Source organism: Pseudomonas sp. AC242 (assembly GCF_979258655.1).
On record NZ_OZ409873.1, the window covers coordinates 2,644,392 to 2,657,806 of the forward strand.

Annotated in this window: 6 protein-coding genes; 4 read left to right on the top strand and 2 right to left on the bottom strand. The window is 59.4% G+C overall.

Going from position 1 to position 13,415, the window contains the following annotated elements:
* The first annotated feature begins 148 nt into the window (after window positions 1–148).
* From ACZZ0A_RS11875 to ACZZ0A_RS11890, 4 genes are all read left to right on the top strand, one after another.
* Window positions 149–907 (top strand): PIG-L deacetylase family protein, encoded by a 759-nt coding sequence (locus tag ACZZ0A_RS11875; protein WP_007918172.1) that lies wholly within the window; start codon window positions 149–151, stop codon window positions 905–907.
* A 359-nt stretch (window positions 908–1,266) separates the two neighbouring features.
* Window positions 1,267–4,965, top strand: coding sequence for a carbohydrate binding domain-containing protein (locus tag ACZZ0A_RS11880; RefSeq protein ID WP_463543133.1), 3,699 nt, complete (start codon window positions 1,267–1,269; stop codon window positions 4,963–4,965).
* Window positions 4,966–5,340: 375 nt separating this feature from the next.
* Window positions 5,341–6,123, top strand: a complete 783-nt coding sequence (locus ACZZ0A_RS11885; protein ID WP_122661320.1) for an endonuclease/exonuclease/phosphatase family protein — start codon at window positions 5,341–5,343, stop codon at window positions 6,121–6,123.
* 389 nt (window positions 6,124–6,512) lie between these two features.
* On the top strand, window positions 6,513–7,580 hold the full coding sequence (locus ACZZ0A_RS11890; RefSeq protein ID WP_414916291.1) for an autotransporter domain-containing protein: 1,068 nt from the start codon (window positions 6,513–6,515) through the stop codon (window positions 7,578–7,580).
* A 122-nt stretch (window positions 7,581–7,702) separates the two neighbouring features.
* Here ACZZ0A_RS11890 and glgB read toward each other — a convergent pair whose 3' ends face one another.
* Together glgB and treS are read right to left on the bottom strand one after the other, a co-directional pair.
* Window positions 7,703–9,934, bottom strand: coding sequence for a 1,4-alpha-glucan branching protein GlgB (gene glgB, locus ACZZ0A_RS11895; protein ID WP_007919177.1), 2,232 nt, complete (start codon window positions 9,932–9,934; stop codon window positions 7,703–7,705).
* A 2-nt stretch (window positions 9,935–9,936) separates the two neighbouring features.
* Complete coding sequence (gene treS, locus ACZZ0A_RS11900) at window positions 9,937–13,278, bottom strand: maltose alpha-D-glucosyltransferase (RefSeq protein ID WP_463543134.1); 3,342 nt, start codon at window positions 13,276–13,278, stop codon at window positions 9,937–9,939.
* Window positions 13,279–13,415 lie beyond the last annotated feature (137 nt).

The window sequence follows — 13,415 nt, forward strand, 5'->3', positions numbered from 1 at the left end:
ATCTGGCTTCATGAGCAATACTCTGCTGCGCGGCAATCCAGGGTTCGGAGCGTCGCACGGCATTCAACCAGCCTTCACGGGTCGGTGGCGTCTGGCAATCACTGCCACGCACACGACTGAGGGCGAGACAACACAAGGACGTCAGACCATGAAAACGTTATCCCTCAGCGACAGCAGCCTGCCGGCGCAAATATGGAACAGCGCCGCACAACTGGACAACATTCCCGTCATCAATACTCGCAGCCTGGTGCCCGATGGTGCCCGCGCCGTGGTCATCGCGCCGCATCCCGGCGATGAAGTGGTCACCTGCGGCGGACTGCTGCAATTACTGTCCAGCCTCGGTCATCCGCTGCAACTGCTCTCGATCACTGACGGCAGTGCCAGCCACCCCGGCTCGCGGCAGTGGTCGGAAAAACGCCTGAGCGTATTTCGCCCACAGGAAAGCGTCGAAGCCCTGCGCCGCCTCGGCCTGCCAATGCACAGCCTGAAATGGGTGCGTGGCGGCTTCACCGATAACGCCCTGTGCGACCAGCAGGCGCAAGTGACCGAGTTCATCGGCCGCTACCTGCGCCCCGGCGACGTGGTGTTCAGCACCTGGCGCGGCGATGGCAACGACGACCACGAAGCGGTGGGCCGGGCCAGTGCGCAAGCGGCTGAACAGGCCGGTGCGATCTTCCATGATGTACCGGTCTGGGCATGGCACTGGCCCGAACGCGACCAGCAACTGATCCCTTGGGAGCGCGCGCGCAAACTGCGCCTCGACACCTGGACCGTCGCGCGCAAGAGCCACGCCACCCACGCCTACGCCAGCCAGCTCAACGGCGAACCGGCGATCGGCATTGCGCCGATGCTGCCGCCGGTGATCCTGGAGCGGATGCGCTTGCCGTATGAAATCGTGTTTGTCTGAACTCAACGAGTTCAGGGAGTACATCTCGCAATACCTATGGGCTTGTTGATGAAAGCGCCAGAACCTTCAGCGTGAAGGCCGACTGACATCCTGCTGGCGCGGGTGCATTTTCTCGCACCTCACCGCCAGAAATTCGTGCCACCCCTCTTAAGCCGTTCGTCGATTTTCAGTGCGCACCTGTCAGATCTGACAGGTGCGCTAACCCATCAATACAGGTTCAATCACTCCATCACCCGACCGGAGTGCATTGCCGTGTTTGTCAACGACCCCAAGCCTGAATCCACCTCGACTCGCACTGAGTTTGTCCGCACCGGTCGTCATCAAAAAGCGCCTGAATGCTCTTCAAGAGGACTTGCCTGATGCCTTCTCACAAGCGTTTCCGCTTCCCTCCCCTGACGGAAGGCAACAACCCACTGACGGTGCTGCGTCCCCTGCTGATTCCGGGGATGGTCGAGCCGGTGCAAGATGGCGATGGCGGGATCAGCATCAAGGTCGCCACCGATGACCCCGACGGCGTGCTGTGCGTCATCAATCCTTATCTGCCTCCCATGAGCGAGGGTGACAAACTCGAGATTTATTGCAACGGCACGAGAGTGCGCGAACGATTCGTGGAGGCCGACGAAGTCAACCAGCGGGTGTTCTTTTATCTGCCGACGCCTGTCGAGTCGGGGTGGCTTGAAAACTGCCACTATGTGCTGACACGCAAAGGCGAGACCGAAGCCGATCCGCCCTCGGTGGCCTTGCGGATATGGGTCAAGCTATACAAGCCGGGTAACTTTGACAGGCATCCGAATGACGAGGACGGCCATTCAGAACTGAACATCGTGCAACTGCCACCCGAACTGGTCGAACAAGGCGTGATAGACGCCGAATGGGCCAAAAAAGGGGTACTGGCCACCATCCCTCATTATGTGTATTGCACACGCAACGACAAGGTGCGTTTACAGCTGGGCGAATACCTGATTCCTGCGCACCGCATCACGCCGGAGCAAGCCGAAGGCCAGCAGCCGATCGAAATCCTGATTGATCAGGACGCCATTCTCGGCGCCGGCGACGGTCTCAGACTGGTAGTCAAATACGACATCATTGACGAAGTCGGGAATTGGGCCGACCGCCACTCTCAACGCACCTACATCGACGTGGACGCGGGCGGCTGGCGACTGGAGGCACCGATCATCAGGGAAGCCCTCAACGGCGTGATTACTATCAGGGATTTGAACAAGCAGCCGGTGACGATTCAGATCCATGTCAGCAGCCAGTACTTCGGCGTGGGCGACAGCGTGAAAATGACCTTTATCGGCACGCCGCCGTATAACGCGGAACCGCTCATCTGCAGCGAAACCCGCGACATCGATAACGTCCCTTCAGTGCTGGAAATCGAAGTGCCCTATGAGTTGATCAGGGCCATCGCCCAAGGGCGCGCCGATGCGTCTTATATTCTTTACAAAAAGGACGGGGGCGACCCGATCTCTTCCCGGCGCGCTCTTGCCAGGGTAGAAGGCGACGTCAACATGCTCCCCGAGCCGAGCATCCGCGAACTGCTCGGCGATACCCTCGAACCGGACCAGCCTTACGCCACGGTCGACGTACGCTACGCGATGAAAAATGGCGACCTGATCTGCCTGAGATGGACCGGCATCAAGTCCAACGGCGACGCCTATCTGCATGAGGTTTCCCATATAGTCAGCGACAACGAAGCCAAGGAAGGCCTGGTCACGTTCGACATCAACGCCGAGCACATCAGTGTGCTTGATAACGGCACGCTCGACCTTTCTTACGTGGTCGCGAACGATGCACCTGGCCTCCTCGACATCAGAGAGTCCGAGCGGTTGCTGGCCAAGGTCGGGAAGGTCCGCGCGACACTGCCGGCCCCCGAAGTGGAAGAGGCCGATCCGCCGGGGGATGTGCTGGATCCGTCCAAGGTGTTCGAGAGAGTGCATGTGTGGATCAGCGAGGCGAAGACCCTGAAGGGGGATGTTCTTACTTATTACTGGCGCAGTCCCAACCCATTCGCCAGCACCAGTGACTGGCTGCCCATTACCACCGTGACCGAAGGTCAACCTGTGCGTTTTCCGGTGGACGTAAAATTCGTGACGGCCAACATCGGAAATAGCGTTAGGGTGCTCTATACATTGTGGCGGACCGCCACGCAGCGGAATGAATACTCTGCAGCATTAGATTTACGGGTGGCTGGGTGGATATCGCCCACCCTCACCGACATCACCGACTCCAAAGGCACAATCGCGCCCGGCGGGATTACCTTTGATACCAGCGTCACCGTCACCGGCACGGCCAGTCAAGACCAGACCGTGCAGCTCTACGACGGCAACACCGCGCTGACGCCGGACGTGCCGGTCGACGCCGATGGCAACTGGAGCAGAGTGATCAGTGGACTAAGCCCGGTCGCGCACCCTATCAAGGCCAAAGCACTCTACGGTGCACAACCGGAGTCGGCGGTGCGCAGCTTTACCGTCGCGCAAACCGTAACCCCCGCCATCAGCAACATCACCGACTCCAAAGGCACAATCGCGCCCGGCGGGATTACCTTTGATACCAGCGTCACCGTCACCGGCAAGGCCAGTCCACGTCAGACTGTCAGGCTTTACGACGGCAACACCGCGCTGACGCCGGACGTGCCGGTCGACGCCGATGGCAACTGGAGCAGATTGATCAGCGGACTGAGTCCAGTCGCGCACCCTATCAAGGCCAAAGCACTCTACGGTGCACAACCGGAGTCGGCGGTGCGCAGCTTTACCGTCGCGCAAACCGTGACCCCCGCCATCAGCAACATCACCGACTCCAAAGGCACAATCGCGCCCGGCGGGATTACCTTTGATACCAGCGTCACCGTCACCGGCACGGCCAGTCAAGGCCAGACCGTGCAGCTCTATGACGGCAACACGGCGCTAACGCCAGTCGTGCCAGTCGATGCCAATGGCGGCTGGAGCAGAGTGATCAGTGGACTAAGCCCGGTCGTTCACCCTATCAAGGCCAAAGCACTCTACGGTGCACAACCGGAGTCAGCAGTGCGCAGCTTTACCGTCGCGCAAACCGTGACCCCCGCCATCAGCAACATCACCGACTCCAAAGGCACAATCGCGCCCGGCGGGATTACCTTTGATACCAGCGTCACCGTCACCGGCACGGCCAGTCCACGTCAGACTGTCAGGCTTTACGACGGCAACACCGCGCTGACGCCGGACGTGCCGGTCGACGCCGATGGCAACTGGAGCAGATTGATCAGCGGACTGAGTCCAGTCGCGCACCCTATCAAGGCCAAAGCACTCTACGGTGCACAACCGGAGTCAGCAGTGCGCAGCTTTACCGTCGCGCAAACCGTGACCCCCGCCATCAGCAACATCACCGACTCCAAAGGCACAATCGCGCCCGGCGGGATTACCTTTGATACCAGCGTCACCGTCACCGGCACGGCGAGTCCACGTCAGACTGTCAGGCTTTACGACGGCAACACCGCGCTGACGCCGGACGTGCCGGTCGACGCCGATGGCAACTGGAGCAGAGTGATCAGTGGACTAAGCCCGGTCGCTCACCCTATCAAGGCCAAAGCACTCTACGGTGCACAACCGGAATCGGCGGTGCGGGCCTTTACCGCCACCTCAGGTTTGAAAAGAGATTTCACCGATTTTGCCAATCAGAACTGGAACGGCTGGGTCGGTGGACCTGGTGTAGATCCGCGGGACTTGCAGTTACGAAATGTGGGTGGCAACTGGAGATTCCATAACTACACCTACACAGGTAAGTCGAACGGGGTGATTATTCAAAAGACACTCTCCAATCTGCAGCCGCGTTACCAATATCGTTTCAGTATTAAGGCTATCCGGTATGAAGGTGCATCCGCGACGCCATCACTCTCGATCCGAGCCGCTGGCAGCCTCGTTGCCGGCCCTACCCAAATCAGTTCTCTAACCAACTGGATCACCCTCTCAGGCACTTTTACCCCAACAACCAGCTCCATCACGGTTGACGTCTACAGCAACGTCGCAACAGGTATTGGCAACGACTATGAGATTGATGACATTGAAATCGTGCTCATTTGAGTCACGCAACCGACCATTCTCGCCAAGCTAACGTGAGTGATTCAAACACTGACATCTGAACGGGTCCGGTAAGCCCTGGCCATCAAGATAAATGCCGCGAACCAAAGGGACGCGGCGCTTATCAGGTTTCATCTTGTGCCGAGTATTTGACTCACCGCTCGTAAGGTATCCCTTGCAGTACAAACTCCGGGGAGCGATCTGAACCTTGATACCGAGATCGAACGACCAAAAGCAGCACTCTTTTGATTTTGAAGGGGCGGCGTTTCTGCGACTCCCGCAGCCTAGCGAACGCAGGCAAGATTATTGATTCGCAAGGAACTGCCGGCCCCAGCTGTCAGTCGCATGAACAGGCACTCAGCATTCACAGGAGTAACCGTGTCCAGCGATCCCGAGCGTCATGTAGTCGACGCGCCCGTCATCCATCGTCTCAGAGTGCTGACGGTCAACACGCACAAGGGCTTCACGGCGCTCAACCGGCGATTTATCCTGCCGGAACTGCGCGAAGCGGTGCGCAGCACTTCGGCCGATCTGGTGTTTCTGCAGGAAGTGGTGGGTGAACACGAGCGGCATTCGAGCCGTTACAACGAATGGCCGCAAACTTCGCAATACGAGTTTCTCGCCGACAGCATGTGGAGCGATTTCGCCTACGGGCGCAACGCCGTCTACCCCGACGGCCATCATGGTAATGCGCTGCTGTCGAAATACCCGATCCGTGAGTACCGCAACCTTGATGTGTCGATCACCGGGCCCGAACGCCGTGGCCTGCTGCATTGTGTGCTCGACGTACCGGGGCACGCTGAGGTCCACGCGATCTGCGTGCATTTGAGTCTGCTCGAAAGCCATCGGCAATTGCAGTTGCAACTGCTCTGCCAGTTGCTCGAATCCCTGCCCGATGACGCTCCGGTGATCATTGCCGGCGATTTCAACGACTGGCAGCTTCAGGGCAATGTCGCCCTCGCCCGTCGCGACTATCTGCACGAAGCGTTCGAGCGCCATCACGGGCGCCCGGCCAAGACCTATCCGGCACGCTTTCCGCTGTTGCGGCTGGACCGGATCTACCTGCGCAATGCCAGCAGTCATGACCCACAGATCCTCGGTAACAAGCCGTGGACGCATCTGTCCGATCATCTACCGCTGGCCGTCGAAGTGCACCTGTAGCCGCAATAGTGACAGTAATGCAGGACACAATAAGGCAGCTCGTTCGTTGGTTGAAAGTTACCGACAGACCTTCTGTCGGTAACTGAATGCCCCTGACGCGAGGCTTATACTGCGTTTATCCATGCAAACAACCACTTAGTTATGTGCAGAAAAACAAACGCTTGCAAAGCCCGTTTTACCACTACCGCTCATCGTTCAATTTCTTGACGGGCGCGCTCGACTCTTCTTATCTCTACCTTACTACCCCCGGAATCACTACCCGGGACGAGCCTTCGGACACTCGCAAAATCGAGCGGTCAGGGCTCGCCCCGCTCCATTCGGTCGCCCCTCGTTCGGGGTAGGAGAGACGCCACACAGAGAGAATGCATGCGCCTGCAAGGTAGACCTCCATGAGAACTTCAATCAGCCCACACGAGATCAAAATCACTTTATGCACAGTGTCGAGTTCTATCTTGCTGTGCTCATCCATGGAGGCGCAGGCCGGTTCTGCGGCGGATGAAACCACACCGTGGTATCGCGCGGATGTGCCCGTAATGACCTTGCCTGCCACCGTCATCACCCCCGGACCGCAACGCTTCAGCCCACGGCCCGATCTGCAGGGCACACGCTTGATTACCGAAGACTTCGCACCGTCCGCCTGGGATGAGTTGTACGGCAGAAGCGCCCGGCAGGCGCAAACCGATGTGCTGTCATCAGGCTACGCGATGCCCGGCAGCGGCGACTTCAAAGGGCCAGCCGTATTGACCGTGAAAGGGAGCAGCCATACCCAGACCATCGGCCTGATCGGCGGCGTCAACCAGATTCAAGCCAATGGCAACGGCGTGCTCACCAGTCGCGCGTTGGCCGATCCGAACAGTGACACCCTCAATCTGCAAGGCCAGAGCCTCGGTGCTTATTACAGCCTCACCGGTGCGCAAGGCTGGCACGTTGATCTGTCGGCCAGCGGTGGCCGGGTCAGTGGTTTCAGTCGCAACGGCCAAGGCGCCAGGCAAGCCACCGAAGGCAGCGCAATGACCTTCTCGGTGGAAGGCGGTTTTCCGATAGGGCTGAGTGACAACTGGGTGGTCGAACCGCAGGCGCAATTGATCAATCAACGCATCACCCTCGACACGCCGTACGCAGGCTCGGGCAATGCTTCTTCCACCGATCTGACAGCGTGGAGCGGTCGCGTCGGTGCACGTTTGAAAGGCAGTTACGATTTGAATGGCTTGCCGGTCGAACCTTATGTGCGCACCAACCTGTGGCACACCGTCTACACCGGCAGCACGGTGACGCTGGATCAGGTCGACAAGATCAGCAGCAGCCGCAAGTCATCCACCGTCGAACTGGGATTAGGTCTGGTGGCACGGGTGACGCCGGCGGTGAGTCTGTACGTGAGTGCGGATTACAGCAGTGATGTCGATGACAATGATTTGAACGGGATCATTGGCAGCCTTGGGGTGCGGATGCGTTGGTAGCGTTTGGCCTGGCGGCGATAGTGTTTGTGCTGACGCCATCGCGAGCAGGCTCACTCCTACAAGGGAACGCATTCCAAGTGTAGGAGTGAGCCTGCTCGCGACGGCAGCGACGCGGTCTCGGATCAGCCCTCTGGCTTGAGGATCAACACCGCCAGCGGCGGCAGATTCAGTTCCAGCGACAATGACTGGCCATGGCTCGGCACTTCCTCGGTAAACGCCCCACCGCCATTGCCGTAATTGGAACCGGCATAGGTGTCGGCATCGCTATTGAGCAATTCTGCCCAGCGCCCGGCAAACGGCACGCCGACGCGATAAGCCTGACGTGGCACCGGCGTGAAGTTGGCCACCACCAGCACCGGTTTACCGTCCTTGCTCCAGCGCAACCACGCATACACGCTGTTGATCGCATCATCACCGATCAACCACTGGAAGCCCTGCGGCGCGTCGTCCTGATCGTGCAGTGCCGGTTCTTCGCGATACAGCCGATTGAGATCGCCAACCAGTTTCTGCACGCCTTTGTGTTCGGAGTACTGCAGCAGATACCAGTCCAGTTGCTGATCGTGATTCCACTCGCGCCACTGGCCAAACTCGCAGCCCATGAACAACAGCTTCTTGCCCGGGTGGGTCCACATGAAGCTCAGGTAGGCACGCAGGTTGGCGAATTTCTGCCAGCGGTCACCGGGCATCTTGTCGATCAGCGAATGCTTGCCGTGCACCACTTCGTCGTGGGAGATCGGCAGGATGAAACGCTCGGACCAGGCGTAGACCAGACCAAAACTCAACTCGTTGTGATGATGGGCGCGATAGACCGGATCCTGCTGAATGTAATGCAGCGAATCGTGCATCCAGCCCATGTTCCATTTGTAGGCGAAACCCAGACCGCCCTGCTGCGTGCTTTGACTGACACCGGGCCACGCGGTGGACTCTTCGGCGATCACCAGCGCGCCCGGCGCTTCCAGTTCGACCACATCGTTCAAATGCCGGAGGAAGTCGATGGCCTCCAGATTTTCCCGGCCGCCATGGCGGTTGGGTACCCATTCGCCCGCCTTGCGCGAATAGTCGCGGTACAACATCGACGCCACCGCATCGACACGCAAGCCGTCGATATGGAAATGCTTCAACCAGTGCAGCCCCGAGGCCAGCATGTAGCCATGCACCTCGGTGCGCCCGAGGTTGTAGATCAGCGTGTCCCAGTCCTGATGGAAGCCTTCCAGCGGGTTGCCGTACTCGTACAGTGCGGTGCCGTCGAACTGCGCCAGACCGTGGGTATCGGTAGGGAAATGCGCCGGTACCCAGTCGAGAATCACACCGATCTCGGCCCGGTGGCAGGCGTCGACGAATTCGGCAAACTGCGCCGGCGTGCCATAACGCGCGCTCGGTGCAAATTGCGAGAGCAACTGATAACCCCAAGAACCACCAAACGGGTGCTCCATGATTGGCATCAGCTCGATATGAGTGAAACCCAGTTCTTTGACATACGGAATCAGCCGTTCGGCCAGTTCCGGCCAGGTGTACTGACGGGCCACTTCGCCCAGATCGTCCAGCTCACATTGCCAGGAACCGGCGTGCAGTTCATAGATCGACAGCGGCGCCGAGTGTTTCTGGCGGTCACGACGGCTGCTCATCCAGTCCTGATCCTGCCAGTCGATTTGCAGCGGCTCGGCGACTTTCGAAGCGGTGTCCGGCGGCAGGCTGGTGGCCAGCGCCATCGGGTCGGCCTTGAGCGGCAGAATGCCGTGGGCACCGAGAATCTCGTATTTGTACAACTCGCCCGCTTGCAGGCGCGGGATGAACAACTCCCAGACTCCGGACGGATGACGCAGGCGCATTGGATGCCGACGTCCGTCCCAGACGTTGAAATCACCAACCACCGACACGCGTCGGGCATTCGGCGCCCACACGGCGAAACGCACACCGTCGACGCCATCAACGGTTTTCAGTTGCGCGCCGAGGCACGCACTGAGGTCACGGTGATTACCCTCGGCAAACAGGTACAAATCCATTTCACCGAGTAACTGGCCGAAGCTGTACGGATCCTCGGCGACCTGCTCGCCGCCCGCCCAACGTGTGCGCAGCTGATACGGCCGCGCCTGATCGAAATGGCCGACAAACAACCCCGGCGTTTCGGTCTGTTCCAACGGACCGCGTTCTTCACCGCTGTCCTTGTCCAGCACCACGACACTCAACGCACCCGGTAGATAAGCGCGAATGAACTGCCCGCCAGCGCCATCGCCGTGCGGGCCAAGAATGGAAAAAGGGTCGTGATGTTCAGCGCGCACCAAGGCGTCGATATCTTTCGCCGAGGGCAGCAATGTTTCTTTAACCGCACCCTGTTCCTTGTTCGAGAAACTCATGACTACTCTCCACCAAGATCGGAAAAGGGTTTAAGCCCCGTCAATAACCCATACAAACCGTGCAACGGCACGGGCAGCCACGTGGGGCGATTTTCGGCTTCATAGGCCACTTCATAGGCCGCCTTCTCCAGGCCGAACAACGCCAGCGCGGCGTCGGCACCTTCAGGATCTTGCCAAGCATGATCAAGACTAGCTGCCGCACGGCGATATGCCTGAACAAATGCCTCACGGGCCTCATGCAGATATCGCTCGGCGACCAGACGCCGCGCGGTTTCAGACTCAGCGCTGTGGTCAACGTTGTGCACGTTGATGGTCATCGCCGCCGCATAATCGAACGAGCGCAGCACGCCGCTGACATCCTTGTACGGACTGTGTTTGCCACGACGCTCGCTCAATGGCCGCGCCGGTTCACCCTCGAAGTCGATCAGGTAGGCATCGCCCTTGATCACCAGCACCTGGCCCAAATGCAGATCACCGTGGACGCGAATGCGTAAACCGCCGACGGCTTTTTTCGCCAGATCCTGCACATGCGCGAGGATGGTTTTCTTCTCGTCGATGAGACGTTTGACCAGTTTCTGATCCGCCGCATTGAGTTCGCCCTGATGCTGCTTGAGCAGTTTCAAGGCGTGCTCGACCTGCGCCACGACATCCTTGCCCGTAGCCTGCATATCCTTGACCGTCGACACCTGCGGGGCGAAGTCGGGATTGTCGGTAGGCGCGGCAAGCATTTGATGCATTTCGCCCAGACGCTGACCGAGCATGCCGGCAAAATCCTTCAACTCGCCGAGGGCGTTGTAATGCTGTTCCTGCTCGGACATGGCATCGGCCAGCTCATCACGCAGCGCCCGTTCGAGGTTGTTCTGCGTCCACTCCCAGGCATCGCCCTGATTGCTCAGGTAGCCTTGGGCGATCATCAACAGGTTGTCTTCGCCCTGGGCGTCGCGGCGAATCACCGAGCCGAGCAGCGGAGAGATATTGGCAAATCCGGCCTCGGTCAGGTAAGCGCTCATCTCCAGTTCCGGGTGTACGCCAGAAGCGACTTTACGTATCAGCTTGAGCACCAGGCTGTTGCCGATCACCACCGAACTGTTCGATTGCTCGGCGGACAGATAACGCACTTCCGACTCGGCACCGAGGCCGAGTTTTTCCAGATGCGGCGTCGGCGCAAAGCGGATCTCGCCCTCGCTCGACTCCAGCACGGTGTTGTTCTGCATACCTTGCAGCACTGCACGAACAAATGCTTCAAGACTGAACGCGTCGGTGATCAGACCAACCTGTCGTACACGGCGTACACGGGACAAGGCCAATTGCTGCGGCAACGCCGGGCCGACCTGATCCTCGGAAATGAAACCGAACGGCAGTTGATAACGACTGGTCTGCCCACCGCTGGTGACTTCGATTTCGCTGAGCAGCACCGGATGCTGCGCATCGCCGAAACGCACGCCATAAGCCAGATGTACTTTTTCGATGGCGGCGTCCTTGCCGGCGAACCAGCGGCGGTTCTGCAGCCAGCTCGGCAGAATGCTTTGCTCCAGCGTCGTACGCGACGGCGCTTCGAGCAGTTCTTCCATGCGTTTTTTCAACACCAGTGTGGTGAAGTCCGGCAGGCTTTGCGCCGGTTCCACGTGCCAACTCGGCATCTGGTTTTCTGCCGCCAGGGCGAACCAGTAGAAACCGTACGGCGCCAGGGTCAGGAGGAAATTCAACTGGCCAATCGGCGGGAACGCGTTACCGCCGAGCATCTCCACTGGCACCATGCCGACGTAGGCCGACAGGTCCAGCTCCACCGCTTGCGCACTGCGCGAAACGTTGGCCACGCACAGAATAATTTCGTGCTTGCCATCGGCATCGGTGAATTCGCGGGTGTAGGCCAGTACACGGCGGTTGTTCGGTGAGAGCATTTTCAACGAGCCACGGCCGAACGCCTTGGACTGCTTGCGCACCGCGAGCAGACGGCGGGTCCAGTTCAGCAGCGAATGCGGATCGCCAGACTGGGTTTCGACGTTGACCGACAGATAGCCATATTGCGGGTCCATGATCGGCGGCAGCACCAGACTCGCTGGGTCGGCGCGGGAGAAACCGCCATTGCGGTCGATCGACCACTGCATCGGCGTACGCACACCGTCGCGGTCGCCGAGGTAGATGTTGTCGCCCATGCCGATCTCGTCACCGTAATACAGGGTCGGCGTGCCCGGCATCGACAGCAGCAGGCTGTTGAGCAATTCAATGCGACGGCGATCACGCTCCATCAATGGTGCCAAACGACGGCGGATGCCGAGGTTGATCCGCGCGCGACGGTCAGCCGCGTAGTAATTCCACAGATAGTCGCGTTCTTTGTCGGTGACCATTTCCAGCGTCAGTTCATCGTGGTTGCGCAGGAAGATCGCCCATTGGCAATTGGCGGGAATTTCCGGGGTCTGGCGCAGAATATCGGTGATCGGGAAGCGATCTTCCTGGGCCAGCGCCATGTACATGCGCGGCATCAACGGGAAGTGAAACGCCATGTGGCATTCGTCACCGTTGAGGCCTGCGGCATCGGTATCACCGAAGTACAGCTGCGTGTCTTCCGGCCATTGATTGGCCTCGGCGAGCAGCATGCGGTCGGGGTAATTGGCGTCGATCTCGGCGCGGATCTGCTTGAGGACGTCGTGGGTTTCGGGCAGGTTTTCGTTGTTGGTGCCGTCGCGCTCGATCAGGTACGGGATCGCGTCGAGGCGCAGGCCGTCGATGCCCATGTCCAGCCAGTAACGCATCACCGAGAGCACGGCTTTCATCACTTGCGGGTTGTCGAAATTCAGGTCCGGCTGGTGCGAATAGAAACGGTGCCAGAAGTACTGGCCGGCAACCGGGTCCCAGGTCCAGTTGGATTTTTCCGTGTCGAGGAAAATGATCCGCGTGCCGTCGTATTTCTGATCGTCATCCGACCACACATAGAAATCCCGCGCCGCCGAGCCGGGCTTGGCCTTGCGCGCACGCTGGAACCACGGGTGCTGGTCCGAGGTGTGGTTGATGACCAGCTCGGTAATCACCCGCAAGCCGCGCTTGTGCGCTTCGGCGATAAAACGCTTGGCATCGGCCATGGTCCCGTAATCGCTGTGCACGCCGCGGTATTCGGCGATGTCGTAGCCGTCATCGCGACGTGGCGAGGGGTAGAACGGCAATAGCCAGATAGTATTGACGCCGAGGTCGGCGATGTAATCGAGTTTGGCGATCAGGCCGGGAAAGTCGCCGATCCCGTCATTGTTGGAGTCGAAAAACGATTTGACGTGAACTTGATAGATCACCGCGTCCTTGTACCAGAGCGGGTCTTTGATAAAGGTGGCTGCCTTGGGTTTCTTCGCCATGTGAAACTCCTGCTGAATGCTTTAAAAGCGTCCCACGATGATCGTTCCCCCGCTCCGCGTGGGAATGCCGCCATGGACGCTCTGCGTCAGTTTCTGGGACGCGGAGCGTCCCGGGATGCGTTCCCACGCAGACGGTT

Bases quoted from the DNA above. Each gene is read 5' to 3' on its own strand.
- ACZZ0A_RS11875 (WP_007918172.1), top strand. From the start codon at position 149: ATGAAAACGTTATCCCTCAGCGACAGCAGCCTGCCGGCGCAAATATGG.
- ACZZ0A_RS11880 (WP_463543133.1), top strand. From the start codon at position 1,267: ATGCCTTCTCACAAGCGTTTCCGCTTCCCTCCCCTGACGGAAGGCAAC.
- ACZZ0A_RS11890 (WP_414916291.1), top strand. From the start codon at position 6,513: ATGAGAACTTCAATCAGCCCACACGAGATCAAAATCACTTTATGCACA.
- glgB (WP_007919177.1), bottom strand. From the start codon at position 9,934: ATGAGTTTCTCGAACAAGGAACAGGGTGCGGTTAAAGAAACATTGCTG.
- treS (WP_463543134.1), bottom strand. From the start codon at position 13,278: ATGGCGAAGAAACCCAAGGCAGCCACCTTTATCAAAGACCCGCTCTGG.